Genomic DNA, 16,119 nt, shown 5'->3' on the forward strand with positions numbered 1-16,119 from the left:
CCGACCAGCGATCCCGCCGGGCGGACAACAGTCACGTCAACGGTCGGCGCCAGGTGGCCACACCCTCGTCGAGGTGCAGCTCGCCGTCGGTCTGCTCGGCGGCCTCGGGGTCGTGGGTGGCGAGCACGACGACCGCGCCGCGGGCGGCCTCGGCGCGCAGCGCGGCCACCATCCGCTCGCGGTTGGCGGCGTCGAGGTCGCTGGTGGACTCGTCGGCGAGCAGCACCCGCGCCTGCGCCGCGAACGCGCGGGCCAGCGCGACCCGCTGCTGCTGGCCGCCGGACAGCTCCTCGATCAGGTGGTTGCCGCTCTCGGGCAGCCCGACCAGCTCCAGCGCCGCGGCGGTACGGCGGGCGGCGTCCGCCGCGGGGACGCCGAGCCCGAGCAGCGGCACCATCACGTTCTCGGCCGCGGTCAGCGAGGACGCCAGCCCGTTGCCCTGCGGCACCAGCACCACGCCGAGGGCGGCGGCCTGCTCCCGGTCGACCAGCGCCGTGCCGCCGACGGTGGCCCGCCCGGCGTACGGCCGCAGCGCGGCGCCGAGCGCCCACAGCAGCGAGGACTTGCCGGCGCCGGACGGGCCGGTGACGGAGAGGAACTCGCCGGGCCGGACGCTCAGGTCGACCCCATGCAGGGCGACGAGGTCGCCGTAGCGGACCTCGAGACCGGTGCCCACCAGGTCAGTCATCGCCGGCCTCCTCGCGGATCAGCTGGTAGACCCCGTCGGCGTGGTGGAACCGCACCAGCGTCCCCGGCAGCAGGTCCTCGCGGACGTGCGCGGGCAGGGGCAGGAAGCCGTCCGGCGTGACCACGGCGTACTCCTCGCCGCTGCGGCCCTCGCCGCCGACCCGCCCGTCGCGGATGGTGATCGTGCGCGGCAGCCGGCCGGCGACGTCGGGGTCGTGGGTCACCAGCACGACGGTGGTGCCGAGGTCGCGGTTGAGCCGGGCGAGCCGGTCGAGCACCCGGTCGCGGGCCTCGTGCTCGAGCTGGCTGGTGGGCTCGTCGGCGAGCAGCAGGCCGGGCCGCGACGCCATCGCGACGGCGAGCGCGGCGAGCTGGAGGTGGCCGGGGCTGAGCTCGGCGAGCGGCCGGTCGGCCTCCGCCTCCAGCCCGACGTCCGCGAGCACGACCTCGGGCCCGGGCAGCTCCTTGCCGGCCCGGTGGGCGGCGCCCTGGGCGAACCGGACGTTCTCGCGCGGGGTGAGGTAGGGCAGCAGGTTGCGGCCGGCGCCCTGCAGCATCAGCGACACGTCGCGGGCGCGCAGGTCGTCGAGCTCCCTGACGGTGGCCTTCGAGAGCTCGACCCCGCCGACGAGCACCTTGCCGGCGCTCGGCCTGAAGACGCCCGCGAGCAGGCTGAGCAGCGTCGACTTGCCGGCGCCGGACGGGCCGAGCAGCCCGACCATCTCGCCGGGCTCCACCCGGAGGTCGACGCCGGAGAGCGCCGCGACCTCGTGGCCCTCGGAGCGGTAGATGTGCACCAACCCGCGGGTGCCGACCCGCAGGCCCGCCCGGTGTCGACCGGTCACAGCGCCTCCCGGAGCCGTCGCAGCTCGGCCCGCGCGGCGAGCGTCCGCCCGATCAGCAGGCTGCCCGCGCCGAGCACCACCAGCGCGACCAGCGCGGCCGCGCCCGCGGCCCACCACGCCGGGCCGAGGTCGAGCGTCGAGACCTCGGGGGCGACGGCGAACAGCGGCACCAGCGGCATCGCGAGGTTCGCGCCGACCAGGCCCGCCGCCGTGCCCGCGAGTACGCCGACCAGCACGGCCGGGAGCTGCGCGGCCACCGCCACCCGGCGTACCGACCGGCCCGGCAGGCCGCTCATCCGCAGCGCGGCCAGGTCGCGGGTGCGCAGCCGCCACGCGCTGACCGCACTCACGAGCAGGACCAGCAGCGCGATCAGGATCGCGACCGCGCCGACCAGGCCGGCGAGCTGGAGGCTCCAGGTGGGGGTCGCCTCGTCGTACCCGCGGACGGTCTCCGCGAGCGTCGTGGTGTCGGCGACCGCGATCCCGCGCCGGTCGAGGGCCCTCGTCACCGCCGCGAGCAGCGCGGGGTCGTCGTCGGCGAACCAGATCTCGACCTGCGCGGCCGGCGAGACCAGGCGGCCGCGCTGGATCGTCTCGAGGTCGGTCACGTTGGTCTGCGGGCCGGACGCCGGCACCCGGTCGAGCGTGCCGACCTCGGTCGCGTCCTGGGACTCGCCGTCGAGCGCGGTCAGCTGGAAGCTCTCGGGCGTGCCACCCGGCGGGAGGCCGCCGGCGACCAGGGCCGGTACGACGGTGGGCAGCCACTCCTGCTGGAGGGTGAGCAGCGTGGTGCCGCCGCCCTGCGAGGCGATCGTCAGCTCCTCGGGCGCGCCCGAGGACGCGACGAGCTGTCCCTGGCGGCCGTCGTCCGTGGCGGACCACTGGCCGGCCGGGCCGAGCGGCACGACCTCGCCGGACGGCCGGGCGGTCAGGTTGCGCAGCGTCGCGGCGCCGGTGATCCTCGCCCCGGGAAGGCTGGCCACCCAGACGCCGACGAGGCGGCAGCCGTCGCGGCAGCTCACCGCCTTGGTGAACGAGACGCGGTCGCGGCCGGCCGGCACCGTGCCGAGCGTGCTGCGCAGGATCTCGCCGGAGTCGAGGGCCAGGTCGAGCCCGAGGCGGACGTCCTCGCGCGCGCCGTCGACCGCGATCGAGTCGAGCGTCGAGCCCTCGACGTCGACGGTGACCTCCGCGGCGGTGAGCCTGATCGAGGTGTCGGGGGGCGTCCGCAGCGCGTCCCACGTCGAGGGGTCCGGGGCGCCGCCCGGGAAGAGCGCGATGCGCGGGAACTCGTCCGGCACGACCGCGACCGTCTCCTTGGCGGCGACGCCGGGCTGGACCATCCGGACCACCGGCGTGACCTTCGTGCCGTCCGGGTCGACCTCGTCGAGGGCGGCGCGGACGTCGGGCAGCTCCGGGTTCAGCATCGTGACGATCCGGGCCGCGCCGATCTCCTGCTCCGCGGCGGCGGTGCGATTGCGCTGGCCGACGGCCAGCGCGTCGGCGGAGAAGACGGCGAGCGCGGTCGCCAGGGTGATGATCGCGACGATGCGGCGGGTCGCGGGGTTGCGGGCGGCGTCGAGGATGCTGACGCCCGCGCGCACCCGGCCGCGGCGCAGCAGCCGGCGTCCGAGCACGGCGGACGTCGGCGTCGTGAGATGCGCCAGCACGAGTCCGACCACGATCGCCAGGAGGCCGGGCGCGATCAGCGCGGCCGGGCCGTCCAGCCCACCGGCCGCGAAGACGAGGACGACGCCGCCGGCTCCGGCGATCAGCACCGCGTCGGTCGCACCGAGCGCCCACCGGCCGCTGCGCGGCGGCACCCGGCGCAGCAGCCGGTCGACCGGCTCGCGGGCGACCCGGGCCGCGGCGAGGGTGGTGACCCCGACCAGGATCAGCGCGCCGAGGAGCACTGCGGCCAGGAACGGCCAGCGCAGCTCGATCGCCGGGCTGCCGGGGAGCACGGTGCCGCGGGCGACGTACGCCGCCAGCAGGGCGAGGGCGGCGCCGGGCAGCACGGCGATCAGCGCGAGCGGCAGCAGCTCGGCCAGCAGCAGGCGACGGGCGCCTGCCCGGCCGCGCCCGCGCAGGCGGGCGACGGCGACCTCCGGGCGGCGCTGCTCGGTGACCGCGGCCAGCACCAGCCAGAGGACGACGACCGCGAGCAGGCCGAGCTGGGCCACCAGCAGCGGCACCGTCACCCGCGACTGCTCGATCTGGGACTGGACGTTCCTGTCCAGGCTCGGCAGCTGGGAGACGACGGTGATCGAGGGAACGCCGGGCTCGGGGATGCGCGTGGCGAGGCCGTCGACCCCCGAGCCGAGCTCCTGCAGCTCGTCGACGCCAACCCGCTCCGGGTCGAGGACGAAGTCGGCCTTGCTCACCGTCGCCGGGAACGGCTCGCTCCCGCCGCCGAACGACTCGCGCGCGGTCAGCCAGGCGTCGTGCTGGAGCTCCGTGGAGAGGCCGTCGGTCACGACGGTCCCGGAGCGGCCGGTCAGCGCCTGGCCGAACCAGTAGTCCGAGGGCACCTGCTCGTACACGCCGACGACGAGCAGCCGGCTCGGCAGCTCGGAGGGCCCGGTGGCCCGGAACGTGCGGCCCGGGCGGAGGCCGAAGTTCCTCGCGTCCGCGACGCTGACGGCGACCTCGTTCGCCGCCGTCGGGCAGCCGCCCTCGGCGAACGCGACGTGCGCGCACTGGTCGCTGCGCCACAGCAGCTCGCCGGACGGCTCGCGGCCGTCGCCCGCGTCGGTGCTGGCTGTGGACGAGAGGCCGAGCACGGGCTCCTCGAGGAGCCCGCGGAGCTCCTCGGGGAGGTTGAGCGCCACCTGCTCCGGCTGCTGGGCCGGCACGGGCCGGAAGCCGGTCTCGCCCGGCGACTGGGCGAGCTGGACGCCACGGCCCGCCACGGTCGTCTGCTCGAGCACGACCCGTGTCGCCGACTGCTGCATCGCACGGAAGTACAGCGGCGCCACCGCCACCGACGCGACCAGCAGCGCCGCGAGCGCCATGACCGCGGCCGCCTGCAGCGGCCGGTACCGCCAGCGCCTCACCTCAGCGGCCGAGCAGCCGCTCGACCCGCTCGACCTTGGCGCTCAGCTGGCCCTCCCAGCCGGGGCGGATGTCGGCCTTGAGCACCAGCCCGACCCGGGGCGAGACCTCGGCGACCACGTCGACGGCCCGCTTCACGACCGCCATCACCTCGTCCCACTCCCCCTCGACGTTGGTGAACATCGCGTTCAGCTCATAGGGCAGCCCGGACTCCCGCACCACCCGGACGGCCGCGGCGACGGCCTCGGACACGCTGCCGGTCTCGTCACCGGTGGTCGGGGAGATGCTGAACGCGATGATCATGCGGCCACCGTAGCCAACGCCGAGTCGGCGCGGTCTCAGTTGAGACTGCGCCGACTCGGCGTCGCTGGCTCAGCCCCGGCGGAGGTTCCGGAGGACGAACTGCATGATGCCGCCGTTGCGGTAGTAGTTCGCCTCGCCGGGGGTGTCGATCCGGACGGTCGCGTCGAACTCGACGTCACCGGCCCGCACCTTGACGGTCCTGGGCGTGCGGCCCTCGTTGAGCTCCGTGATGCCGGTGATCGCGAACTCCTCCTCGCCGGTCAGACCGAGCGACTCGGCGTTCTCCCCCTGCGGGAACTGCAGCGGGATGACGCCCATGCCGATCAGGTTGGAGCGGTGGATGCGCTCGTAGGACTCGGCGATGACGGCCTTCACACCGAGCAGCGCGGTGCCCTTGGCCGCCCAGTCGCGCGACGACCCCGAGCCGTACTCCTTGCCCGCCAGCACGACGAGCGGGGTGCCGGCGGCGAGGTAGTTCTCCGACGCCTCGAAGACCGTGGTGACGCTCTGCTCACCACTGGCACCCGCGGTGAAGTCGCGGGTGACGCCGCCCTCGGTGCCCGGCGCGAGCTGGTTGCGCAGCCGGATGTTCGCGAACGTGCCGCGGATCATCACCTCGTGGTTGCCGCGGCGCGAGCCGTAGGAGTTGAAGTCCCGCTGCTCGACGCCGTGCTCGGCGAGGTACCTCCCCGCCGGCGAGTCCTTCTTGATCGCGCCGGCCGGGCTGATGTGGTCGGTCGTGACCGAGTCGCCCAGCTTGAGCAGCACCCGCGCGCCCTCGATGTCCGAGACCGGCTCCGGCTCGTCGGGCATGCCGTCGAAGTAGGGGGGCTTGCGGACGTACGTCGACTCCTGGTCCCACTCGAAGATCTTGCCCTCGGGGGTCGGCAGCGATCGCCACTGCTCGTCGCCGGCGAACACGTCCCGGTAGCTCTCACCGAACATGTCGGAGGTGATCGCCTGCCGGATGGTGTCCTCGACCTCGGCCGGTGAGGGCCAGATGTCCTTGAGGAACACGTCGTTCCCGTCCGCGTCCTGGCCCAGCGGGTCGCCGAACAGGTCGGTGTCCATGGTGCCGGCGAGCGCGTAGGCGACGACCAGCGGCGGGGACGCGAGGTAGTTCATCTTCACGTCCGGGTTGATCCGGCCCTCGAAGTTGCGGTTGCCCGACAGCACCGAGACGACCGCGAGGTCCTTCTCGTTGACGGCCGCCGACACCTCGGGGATCAGCGGGCCGGAGTTGCCGATGCAGGTGGTGCAGCCGTAGCCGACCAGGTTGAAGCCGAGCTTGTCGAGGTACGGCGTGAGGCCGGACCTCTCGTAGTAGTCCGAGACCACCTTCGAGCCCGGTGCCAGGGTCGTCTTCACCCACGGCTTGCGGGTCAGGCCCCTCTCGACGGCCTTCTTGGCCAGCAGCGCCGCGCCGATCATCACCGACGGGTTGGAGGTGTTCGTGCACGACGTGATCGCGGCGATCGTGACCGCGCCGTGGTCGAGCGTGAACCTGGTGCCGTCCTCGAGCGTGACCTCGATCGGGTCGCTCGCGCGGCCGCCGCCGGTCGCCGCGGCGCTGAAGTGCACCGGGGCGGCCTCGCCGTGGCCGTTGGCCGGCGGGTCGGAGGCCGGGAAGGACTCGGCCACCGCCTCGTCGTACCCGCTCTCGTCACCGGCCGTGTCGACGTAGTCCTTCAGCGCGGCCCGGAAGCCCTCCTTGGCCGCGGCGAGCTCGACGCGGTCCTGCGGGCGCTTCGGGCCGGCGATCGAGGGTACGACGGTCGCGAGGTCGAGCTCGAGCCGCTCGCTGTAGCGGGGCTCGGCGTCGGGGTCGTGCCAGAGGCCCTGGGCCTTGGCGTAGGCCTCGACGAGCGCGAGCTGCTCCTTCGGGCGGCCGGTCAGCTCGAGGTACTTCACGGTCTCCTCGTCGATCGGGAAGACCGCGATGGTCGAGCCGAACTCGGGGCTCATGTTGCCGATCGTGGCGCGGTTGGCCAGCGGCAGCGCGGAGACGCCGGGGCCGTAGAACTCCACGAACTTCCCGACCACGCCGTGCTTGCGCAGCATCTCGGTGATGGTGAGCACCAGGTCGGTGGCGGTCGAGCCCTCGGGCAGGTCGCCGGAGAGCTTGAAGCCGACCACGCGCGGGATCAGCATCGACACCGGCTGGCCGAGCATCGCGGCCTCGGCCTCGATGCCGCCCACGCCCCAGCCGACGACGCCGATGCCGTTGACCATGGTGGTGTGCGAGTCGGTGCCGACGCAGGTGTCGGGGTAGGCGACGGTGTTGCCGTCCTCGTTCTCGCGGGTGAAGACCGTGCGGGCGAGGTGCTCGATGTTGACCTGGTGCACGATGCCGGTGCCCGGCGGGACGACCTTGAAGTCGTCGAAGGCGCCCTGGCCCCAGCGGAGGAACTGGTAGCGCTCGCGGTTGCGCTCGTACTCGATCGCCACGTTGCGCTCGAAGGCCTCCGGCGTACCGAAGACGTCGGCGATCACGGAGTGGTCGATGACCATCTCGGCGGGCGCGAGCGGGTTGATCCGCGACGGGTCACCGCCGAGGTCGGCCATCGCCTCGCGCATGGTGGCGAGGTCGACGACGCACGGGACGCCGGTGAAGTCCTGCATGATCACGCGCGCCGGCGTGAACTGGATCTCCTTGTCCGGCTCCGCGTCTGCGTCCCACCCGGCGAGCGCTCTGATGTCGTCGGCGGTGATGTCCGCGCCGTCCTCGGTGCGCAGCAGGTTCTCGAGCAGCACCTTGAGGCTGAACGGCAGGCTCTCGACGTCGAGCCCCTCGCCCGCCACGGCGTCGAGGCGGAAGATCTCGTAGGACTTGCCGTCCACGTCCAGGGTGCTCTTGGCACCGAAGCTGTCCTGACTGGCCACAGCAGTCATCTCCTGAGTCGTCGTCGCTGTCCAACACGGGGTCTGGACCGGGGTCTGGTCGCGTCCCCATCCTGCCGCCGGGCGCGAGCGCCGGGGAAGGAAGGCTCGCCTTAGTTCCGGTACTCGGCCCGGGTCCGTGATATCTCTTGACGTCAAGATACATGCCGCCGAGACGTCCTTCCACCACCTGTCCTGCCGAGGTGCTCCCCCCGGGGGTAGGTTCCTGTGACCGTGCGCACCTACCTCCGCCTCTTCGTCGCGGGGTTCCGGCGCCAGTCCACCTACCGCCTCGCCGCGCTCGGCGGCCTGCTCGCGAACACCACCTTCGGACTGCTCAAGGTCGCGGTCCTCTTCGCCGCGGTGCGCGCCTCCGGCGGCGAGCTCGCGGGGTACGACGTCGCGACGATGAGCGCCTACATCTGGATCTCTCAGGGGATGCTGGGCTCGGTCAACCTCATGGGTCGTACCGAGATCGCCGAGCGGATCCGGTCGGGCGACATCGCGGTCGACTTCCTGCGCCCGGTCGACGTGCACCTGTCCAGCGTGACGACCGAGGTGGGTCGGTCGGTGTTCGCACTGATCCCCCGCGGCCTGCCGTCGGTCGTCATCGGCGCGCTCCTGGTCGGCATGGCGACTCCGGAGAGCCCCACGGCCTACCTGCTCGGCGCGCTCAGCCTGCTCCTCGGCATCGTCGTGTCGGCGACGACGGTCTTCCTGGTCGGCGCCACCGGCTTCTGGCTGGTCGAGACCCGCGGCGTGGCGGTCCTCTACATGGTCGTCTCGGGCTTCCTGGCCGGCCTGTTCGTGCCGATCGCGATGTTCCCGGACTGGCTCTACGCGCTCGCCACCGCCACCCCGTTCCCGTCGATGATGATGTACCCGGTCGACATCTTGTCCGGCCGCGTGGGCGGAGCGGACTCGGCCGGCCTGGTCGGCCTGCAGGTGCTCTGGCTGGCGCTGACGGTCGGCCTCGGCCAGCTGGCCACGCACGCCGGCCGCCGGCGCCTGGAGGTGCAGGGTGGTTGACCTCGCGCCGTACCGCGCGGTGCTCGCGTCGCGGCTGCGCTCCCAGCGCAGCTACCGCGCGAACTTCCTCCTCGACCTGGCCAGCTCCCTGCTGGTCGGCGTCGTCGAGCTCGCCGAGGTGTGGGTCCTCTTCCGTGCCGTCGAGCGCCTGGGCGGCCTCGACTTCGCCGCGATCCTGCTCGTCTTCGGCCTGGCCGACCTCACGTTCTCGCTCGCGGATCTGGCCTTCGGCCACTGCGACACGCTCCCCACCTACCTGCGGGCCGGGACGCTCGACGTGTTCTACCTGCGACCGCAGCCGCTGCTGCTCCAGCTGATCACGAGCGAGATCTCGCTGCGCCGGCTGGCCCGTGCCGCCGTGGGCCTCGTGGCGCTGGTCGCCGGCCTGGCGGTCAACGACGTGCGCTGGGAGGTCGACGCCGTCGCCCTGCTCGCACTCGCCCTGGTCAGCGGCGTCGCCACGTTCTCCGCGATGTTCGTCTGGGCCGCGGGGGCGCAGTTCTACCTCCTCGACGGAGCCGAGGCGACCAACGCGTTCGTGTACGGCGGGCGCTACGCCGCCACGCAGCCCGCGTCCGTGTGGGGCCGGCCGCTCGTGCTGGTCTTCGGCTTCTTCTTCCCGATGGCGTTCACGGCGTACCTGCCGGTCGTGACGCTGCTCGGGCTCCCCGGCCCGGACTGGATGCCGGGCTGGCTGGGCTGGTGCGCCCCGCTCGCCGCGCTCTGGGCCTGGGCGCTGGCGCTGGCGACCTGGCGCGCCGGCGTACGTCACTACCAAGGAGGCGGCGGATGATCGTCGAGACGGACGGCCTCGGCCGCGACTTCAAGGTGCGGGGCGGGATGCGGCGCCGCACGGTCGTCGCCGTCGACGACCTCACGCTGCGGATCGAGGCGGGCGAGGCGGTCGGCTACATCGGCGCGAACGGCGCCGGGAAGTCGACCACGATCAAGATGCTCACCGGCATCCTCGTGCCCACCCGCGGGTCCGTGACGACGTGCGGCCTGCGACCGGTGCCCGACCGCAGGCGGCTGGCGCGCGAGGTCGGCGTCGTCTTCGGGCAGCGCACCCAGCTGTGGTGGGACCTGCCGGTCCGCGAGTCCCTGCGGATCCTCGCCGCCATCCACTCTCTCGGCGCGACCGCCGAGCGCGAGCGGACCGACGAGCTGGTCGAGCGGCTCGAGCTCGCCGGGTTCCTCGGGACGCCGGTGCGCCAGCTCTCCCTCGGCCAGCGGATGCGCGCCGAGGTGGCGGCGGCGCTGCTCCACTCCCCACGCCTGGTGATCCTCGACGAGCCGACCATCGGCCTCGACGTGCTGTCGAAGCAGCGGCTGCGGGAGTTCCTCATCGAGGAGCGGCGGCTGCACGGAACCACGCTGCTCCTCACCACCCACGACATGGGCGACGTCGAGCGGCTCTGTGACCGCATCGTGCTCGTCGACCGCGGCTCGCAGGTCTTCGACGGCACCCTGGCCGGGCTCTCCCGCACCGTCGGCGCCGAGCGGGTGCTCGTGGTGGACCTGGCCGAGCCGACGCCCGACCTCGACGACATCGCCGACACCCGCCACCTCGGCAGCGAGGGCGACGGCCTGCGGCAGCGCCTCGCCTTCGACCCCGACGCGACGACCGCCGCGCGCGTGCTCGCCGCGCTCGCCGGCCGGGCCGAGGTGGTCGACCTGGCCGTCGAGGAGCCGGAGGTCGAGGAGATCGTCCGGCGCGTGTACGCGGCGAGACGCTGAGAGCGCCGACTCGGCACCCTCAGAGCCGGCAGTAGCGCCAAGTTGGCGGGGCTACTTCAGGGCCGTGTAGTTAGGGCGTTGTGGTGGTTGTCATGGGGGCTCGCCCGTTGAGGATCTTGATGTCGAGGTGGGCGTTGTAGCCGGAGGCGGGAGAAGGTCTGCGTAGGTAGTCTGGGAGTCGACGCGCGATCTCCAGGAGGTGCCAGATGACCGGGGCTCACGACACCGACGACAGCGGCTTGGCCGAGACCCTGGACTCCTTCCGCACTGGCGAGGAGATCTCCGAGGGCGACGCGATGACCATTGCGAAGACTGAGCTCGTCGCCGTCCGCAATGAGAGTTACGACCACGAGCCGCTGCGGCGTACGGCCGCGTCGAGCGCCGCCGAGATCGAGGCCGAGTTCAGCGGCTGAGCCGTGCTGTGCTCTGCCGAGGCACCTTCTCGGCGGTAGACTCAGGACAGGAGGTGCCCCGATGACCGCTCGGAACGTCCCGCTCAGCGAGCACGGTCGTGAATACGTCGCTGCTGTTGTCGAGCGTGGCGGAGCCAAGGACGCGGCCGAGGTCGTCGACTTCGCACTTCGGAAGATGGAAGCTGATCGAGGGGCGCGCGAGGCGAAGGTCGAGGCATTCCGTGATGCCGTGCGGACCGGTCTTGACGATCTGGACAACGGCCGGTTCACGGCAGTCGCTGTCGATGACCTCCCCTCGTTCATCGACGGGCTGAGCCCGCGACTGTCTCAGGGCACGCCAGGGCAGTAGTGCCCACACCTCACATCTCTGTCTCGGCGCAGAGCGACGTCGCGCATGCGCTCGAGTGGTCTTTCGAGAACTTCGGAGCCGGCGCCGAGGCACGTTACGCGGCGCTCATTGCAGCGGCAATCGCGCATGCCGCCCAGGATCCGAACGCTGCTGGATTCAAGAAACGCACCGAACTGCCTGGCGACGTGCTCAGTTGGCACCTGTCGCAGAGCGTCATGCACAGCGTCGGAGGACGGGTGCGCAAACCACGGCACCTCCTCGTCTGCCGCTGGGTCGACGGGCAGCTCCAGGTCGCTCGGCTCCTCCACGAGGCCCAGGACCCGGCCCTGAACTTCGACCCGACAACCGACTGGGAGTAGATCCCGATCCGTCGCAAACCGGCGAAGAAGTCCACTCCGGCCGCGGTTTCGTCCCAGACCCGCGTGATGATCGACCCGCCGGTGCGCCACGCGATCCGCATCAGCTCGGTGATCGCACTCTTGGAGCACTGCGTGGCCAACCAGGCGACCTGCTGGTCGAACCCGTAAGTGTGACCGACGCCGTGGCGAGCCCACGGCACCTGCCGCACCGTCGGTCCGTGGACCGGGCAGTCCACCCCAGGCGCGTCGGCCTCGAGGAACACCTCCATGACACCGAGGTCCAGGCTTCGCCACCGTCGGCGCCCCTCACCGCGGTCGGACCTGGACGACGACGCCGCCATCGGCGTCCTCGTCACATCAGTGCAGGTCAGAGCCGGTTCTCGTCAGCAAGGCGACGCACTCGACGTGGTGCGTCATCGGGAACACACAGGGGACGCCACGCGGGATTGCGCTCCTCTGCGTGCGACTGCGACTGAGGACTGAAAACGACCCGCTGACCTGCGACGATGTCGGCTTCGACCGCTGTTGGTGCCAGCGAGCGATTGAGCGGCTTTGCGAATCAAAGTGCGCCCAAACCGCGCCCAGTTGCGGCGCAGGCGCAGTCGCCCACAAACGCCCACAGGCCGTCGCGGTGGTGGTCACTTATTCTGTTGCAAGTGACCACCTGCGAGGTAGAGTTGTTCCATGAGCGAGTCGATAACGATCAACCCGGCGCACCTGTCCGAGGACGACTGGGCCACACTTCGCGCGTTCCTGGAATCGGCCAAGGCGCGTGGCGAGGTCGTCGATGTCTCCGCCCGGGTGGAGCTGCTGTCCCCGGCCGAGGTCGCCAACCGGCTGGGCATGTCGCGTACGACCGTGCTGCGCCGGATCGCCGACGGCGACCTGTTGGCAACGAAGGTCGGCACCCATCACCGCATCCCACTGGCCGAGTTCGAGCGCTATAGCCACGAACTGATGCGGCGGATGGCCGAGGCCAGCGCCGCCGACATCGAGGCCGAGCTGTTCGGTGAATGAGTCCGCGGTCCTGTTCCTGGACGCGAACACCCTCGCCTCCCCTGTCACGCGAACGCTGGTCATCGCCGGCGCCCGCACCGACGGGCTGCGGGCCGTCTGGTCGCGCCATGTCGAAGCCGAGGCCGACCGGCACACCCGGGGCACCTCGATGCGAGTCTCAACGCTGCGCATCGACGTCTTGGGCATGGAACTGTCTCGCTCATCAAGGAGGGCCAAGGGTCTGGTGACGGCCTCCGTGCAGGATCGCCAGGTCATGGCCGACGCGATCCACGCCGGAGCTCGCTATCTGATTACCACCGATGTGGACGACTTCGCCTTCGAGGACATGGCCGACCACGAGATGAGCGCGGTCAACCCCGATTACTTCATGGCCATCCGGTTCAGCGAGTTCGCGTATCGGGGCGGCGTGGACCTGCTTGCGGAGGTGGCGAAGAACCCGCCGCGCACCCCAGCGGATGTGCATCGCATGCTGGGCCGACGTCATCCCCACCTGACGACACGGTTCGCCGACCTCTACGACTGCGCTCCCGTGCCCGCAGACGCCGACCAGCCTGGCATGCGGTTCCGCGGTGTTGCCTGTGTGCGCTGCGAAGCCCACCTCGACGACGATGCCGGTCTGCGGCTCGGGCTGTGCGTGCGTCACCGTCAATCGTGACTCCTGATCCCCGATTCGAGCTCAATTACGACCTGTAGTCACTTCTCACGTAGAGCTCGAACTGACGGTTTGACAAGAGGGCTCGGTATCAGCAGCAGCCGTGTCGGTCGTCGCCCGTGGCGGCGGGATCGGTCGAGAGTCGGTCGAGACGCCCGGTGCTGATGGCGGCGCCGATCTGGTAGGCCTGGGCGACGGGGACGACCTCGGCGTCGGGGTGCTCCTCTAGCCAGGGCATGGCGTCCTCGGGCGAGGTGAAGTAGTGCACCTGGTTGCAGAACGACGAGCGGATCGAGGCCTCATGCCCGGGGTTGACCAGGGACACCACCGCGGTGGCCGGCTCCACGCTGGTCACACCGGCGGGGTCGACGCTGACCCGGATCGCCACTCCGCTGACCGGCGAAACCGACTCCACCCGCGCGGCGCGTTCGAGGAGTGCGGGGTAGATCAGTGTGTCCAGGGCACACCAGGTATAGAGCTCCTCGCCGGCCACGGTGAACCGGTGCACCGTGGGGCGCAGGGTGAGTCCCTGACCGACGATGCGGCCCTGGTCGTCATACTCGGTGTCCGGCACGGCCGCCAGGCCACGGCGCACGTCCTCCACGGTGCCGCCCGATGCCACGGAGAGCTGCTCGAGGGTCACGGGGTCGCCGTCGAGGAGCAGCCGCAGCAGCGGGATGTGCAAGGCGGCGTCCAAGCCGGTCTGCTCGGTGTTTGTGAGCCGGTCGGTCAGCTCGGTGCTGAGGTTCGACATGTGGGGTGCCTCCATTTCTGTGCGGTGGCCTTCTCTGGGGGTGGTGCCTACTGCGGATCAGGCGCAGCAGGACAGCTTCGAGACGTCGGTGGTGAAGGACTTGGCGACGAGCCGGATGCCCTCGGCCATGGTCAGGTAGGGCGCCCACGCGTCGGCGACCTCGGTGATGGTCTTGCCGAGGACGTGTACGCCGGCGGCGGCCAGCTCGCCGGCATCCCTGGCGACCGCGGTCAGGCCCAGGATCTCGCCGGTGTCGGCGTTGACGGCCATCTTGATGAAGCCGCGGGTGTCCCGGTTGACCCGCGCCCGGATCAGGTAGGTCAGCGGCAGCACCCGGCACTCGCAGCGGATCCCGGCGGCGGCGATCTCCTTCTCGGTCATCCCGACCGCCCCGATCGCGGGGCTGGTGAACGTCACCCGCGGCAGCCGGGTGTAGTCCACCGACCGATCCGAGGCGGCGAAGGCGTTCTCGGCGGCCATCGTGCCGTGGTAGGCCGCGACGTAGACGAACTCGGGGTGCCCGGTCACATCTCCGGCGGCCCAGATCCGCGGGTTGGAGGACTGCAGCCGGTCGGTCACCAAGATCTCTCCGACCTGGCCGGTCTTCACTCTCACCGCGTCCAGGTCGAGGCCGTCGGTGACCGGCCGGCGGCCAAGCGCAACCAGGACCCGGCCGGCGCGGAACTCCTGCGCACCTCCGGACACGTCTGCGGTGGCGACCACCTGCCCGGTCGCCCCGTCACGGCTGACCCGGGAAACGACCGCACGGCGGACAACCCGGATGCCCTCGTCAGCGAAGACCTCCTGCAGCGCCCGGGAGACCTCCGGCTCCTCGTTCGACGCCAGCCGCGAACGCACCAACACGCTCACCTGCGAACCGAGACGGGCGAACAGCTGAGCCTGCTCCAGTGCCACGTAGCCGCCGCCGAGCACCAGCAGCGACTCGGGCACCTCGGTCAGCTCCATCGCCGTGGTGGAGGTCAGGTACCCGACATCCTCCAGGCCCTCGATCGGCGGGACCCAGGCGCGGGAGCCGGTGGCGACCAGGTACTGGTCGGCCTCGATCACCGCCACGGTCCCGTCAGCCGCAGTGACTTGGAGGGATGGGGAGTCCGGGGTGCCGGCGAAGGCCGCCTCACCCTGGGCGACGCGCCAGCCGTAGGCCTCGGCGACGTCCAGGTACTTCTCGCCACGCAGGTCCTCGACCAGGTCCTGTTTGCCGGCGATCAGCGCCGGCATGTCCACCTCGGACGCAGCGGTCGCGATCCCCGGGAACCTGGTGGAGGCGTCCGCGGCGACATGGAGGGCATCGGCGGCCGCGATCAGCGCCTTCGACGGTACGCACCCGGTGTTCAAGCAGGTGCCACCGAACGCGCCGCGCTCGACCATCACCACCGACCTGCCCAGCCCGGTCGCTCTGATCGCCGCGGCGAACGCCGCGCCACCCGACCCGATCACTGCCAGGTCATACGTCGTCGGCATCTCCAATCCTCCCCGGTTCGTTGGAAAAGGCTCTAATGAAGCCATACTGGACCTTCCAGTGCAGGGGAAGGTCAAGGGAGACCTGCAACACAGCGGAGGTCAGGTTTGCGGATCGGGGAGCTCGCCGCGGCGGCGGGCACGACAACGAAGACACTGCGGTTCTACGAGGAGCAGGGGCTGCTGCCGCCGGCTGAGCGCACGCCGGCCGGATACCGCGACTACGCCCCCGAGACCGCGGCCCGGATCGACTTCATCCACCGCGGCCAAGCCGCCGGGCTCACCCTCGCCCAGATCCGGCAGATCCTCGACATCCGCGACCGCGGCAAGGCCCCCTGCGGGCACGTGCGCGACCTCCTCGACGAACGACTCGCAGAGATCCAGAGGCAGATCACCCACCTGACCGCGCTCCGCGACAACATCGCTGCGCTCCGCGATGACGCATCCGACCCGGAGCCAGACACTTGCAGCCCCGACCAGGTCTGCCGGTACCTCTAGGGAATCGCTGATCAACGGACCATTGGCAGGTGAGGTTCCGCGGACTGGCCTGGGCGAGCTGCT

General features: G+C 71.6%; 16 protein-coding genes and 1 pseudogene. 9 read left to right on the forward strand and 8 right to left on the reverse strand.

All coding sequences use genetic code 11. The features are described from left to right. Positions 1–31 precede the first annotated feature (31 nt). The 5 genes from ACYVKX_RS19855 to ACYVKX_RS19875 all read right to left on the reverse strand — a co-directional run bounded on the left by ACYVKX_RS19855 (position 32) and on the right by ACYVKX_RS19875 (position 7,781). A complete protein-coding gene (locus ACYVKX_RS19855; RefSeq protein ID WP_460835410.1) occupies positions 32–688 on the reverse strand; it encodes an ATP-binding cassette domain-containing protein in 657 nt (218 codons plus the stop codon). Next, entirely contained in the window at positions 681–1,532 is an 852-nt protein-coding gene (locus ACYVKX_RS19860) for an ABC transporter ATP-binding protein (RefSeq protein ID WP_460835411.1), read from the reverse strand. The genes ACYVKX_RS19855 and ACYVKX_RS19860 overlap by 8 nt, the downstream gene beginning before the upstream one ends. Then, complete coding sequence (locus ACYVKX_RS19865; protein WP_460835412.1) at positions 1,529–4,588, reverse strand: FtsX-like permease family protein; 3,060 nt, start codon at positions 4,586–4,588, stop codon at positions 1,529–1,531. The genes ACYVKX_RS19860 and ACYVKX_RS19865 overlap by 4 nt, the downstream gene beginning before the upstream one ends. Before the next feature lies 1 nt (position 4,589). Next, positions 4,590–4,889: an MTH1187 family thiamine-binding protein gene (locus ACYVKX_RS19870; RefSeq protein WP_460835413.1), complete on the reverse strand. Its 300-nt coding sequence runs from the start codon at positions 4,887–4,889 to the stop codon at positions 4,590–4,592. 69 nt (positions 4,890–4,958) lie between these two features. Then, the gene (locus tag ACYVKX_RS19875) at positions 4,959–7,781 is read right to left on the reverse strand and encodes an aconitate hydratase (RefSeq protein WP_460835414.1); all 2,823 of its coding nucleotides are present in this window, start codon (positions 7,779–7,781) and stop codon (positions 4,959–4,961) included. A 222-nt stretch (positions 7,782–8,003) separates the two neighbouring features. On the opposite strand from ACYVKX_RS19875, the gene ACYVKX_RS19880 reads away from it, so the two are divergent. The 6 genes from ACYVKX_RS19880 to ACYVKX_RS19905 all read left to right on the forward strand — a co-directional run bounded on the left by ACYVKX_RS19880 (position 8,004) and on the right by ACYVKX_RS19905 (position 11,656). Further along, positions 8,004–8,798 (forward strand): ABC transporter permease, encoded by a 795-nt coding sequence (locus ACYVKX_RS19880; RefSeq protein ID WP_460835415.1) that lies wholly within the window; start codon positions 8,004–8,006, stop codon positions 8,796–8,798. Beyond that, positions 8,791–9,591: an ABC transporter permease gene (locus ACYVKX_RS19885; RefSeq protein WP_460835416.1), complete on the forward strand. Its 801-nt coding sequence runs from the start codon at positions 8,791–8,793 to the stop codon at positions 9,589–9,591. The genes ACYVKX_RS19880 and ACYVKX_RS19885 overlap by 8 nt, the downstream gene beginning before the upstream one ends. Continuing rightward, positions 9,588–10,535 carry an ABC transporter ATP-binding protein gene (locus ACYVKX_RS19890; RefSeq protein ID WP_460835417.1) on the forward strand — a complete coding sequence of 316 codons (948 nt, stop codon included), beginning with the start codon at positions 9,588–9,590 and terminating at the stop codon, positions 10,533–10,535. The genes ACYVKX_RS19885 and ACYVKX_RS19890 overlap by 4 nt, the downstream gene beginning before the upstream one ends. Before the next feature lie 206 nt (positions 10,536–10,741). Further along, positions 10,742–10,948 carry a hypothetical protein gene (locus tag ACYVKX_RS19895; protein WP_460835418.1) on the forward strand — a complete coding sequence of 69 codons (207 nt, stop codon included), beginning with the start codon at positions 10,742–10,744 and terminating at the stop codon, positions 10,946–10,948. Positions 10,949–11,009: 61 nt separating this feature from the next. Further along, complete coding sequence (locus tag ACYVKX_RS19900) at positions 11,010–11,297, forward strand: ribbon-helix-helix domain-containing protein (RefSeq protein WP_460835419.1); 288 nt, start codon at positions 11,010–11,012, stop codon at positions 11,295–11,297. Next, on the forward strand, positions 11,297–11,656 hold the full coding sequence (locus ACYVKX_RS19905) for a hypothetical protein (protein WP_460835420.1): 360 nt from the start codon (positions 11,297–11,299) through the stop codon (positions 11,654–11,656). The genes ACYVKX_RS19900 and ACYVKX_RS19905 overlap by 1 nt, the downstream gene beginning before the upstream one ends. Here the strand turns inward: ACYVKX_RS19905 and ACYVKX_RS19910 are convergent. Further along, positions 11,649–12,008, reverse strand: a pseudogene (locus ACYVKX_RS19910) (transposase family protein); the annotation flags it as partial. The gene ACYVKX_RS19905 and the pseudogene ACYVKX_RS19910 sit on opposite strands and share 8 nt — an antisense overlap. Positions 12,009–12,340: 332 nt before the next feature. On the opposite strand from ACYVKX_RS19910, the gene ACYVKX_RS19915 reads away from it, so the two are divergent. Next, the gene (locus tag ACYVKX_RS19915) at positions 12,341–12,673 is read left to right on the forward strand and encodes a helix-turn-helix domain-containing protein (RefSeq protein WP_460835421.1); all 333 of its coding nucleotides are present in this window, start codon (positions 12,341–12,343) and stop codon (positions 12,671–12,673) included. Continuing rightward, positions 12,666–13,328: a hypothetical protein gene (locus ACYVKX_RS19920; protein WP_460835422.1), complete on the forward strand. Its 663-nt coding sequence runs from the start codon at positions 12,666–12,668 to the stop codon at positions 13,326–13,328. Before ACYVKX_RS19915 ends, ACYVKX_RS19920 begins: the two co-directional genes overlap by 8 nt. A gap of 88 nt (positions 13,329–13,416) precedes the next feature. Here the strand turns inward: ACYVKX_RS19920 and merB are convergent, their stop codons facing one another. Together merB and merA are read right to left on the reverse strand one after the other, a co-directional pair. Further along, positions 13,417–14,079, reverse strand: a complete 663-nt coding sequence (gene merB / locus ACYVKX_RS19925; RefSeq protein WP_460835423.1) for an organomercurial lyase MerB — start codon at positions 14,077–14,079, stop codon at positions 13,417–13,419. A gap of 57 nt (positions 14,080–14,136) precedes the next feature. Then, complete coding sequence (gene merA / locus ACYVKX_RS19930) at positions 14,137–15,561, reverse strand: mercury(II) reductase (RefSeq protein WP_460835424.1); 1,425 nt, start codon at positions 15,559–15,561, stop codon at positions 14,137–14,139. A gap of 105 nt (positions 15,562–15,666) precedes the next feature. Between merA and ACYVKX_RS19935 the strand changes: the two genes are divergently transcribed. Then, entirely contained in the window at positions 15,667–16,056 is a 390-nt protein-coding gene (locus ACYVKX_RS19935; RefSeq protein WP_460835425.1) for a heavy metal-responsive transcriptional regulator, read from the forward strand. Positions 16,057–16,119: the final 63 nt, after the last annotated feature.

The organism is Nocardioides hungaricus, from assembly GCF_054782915.1.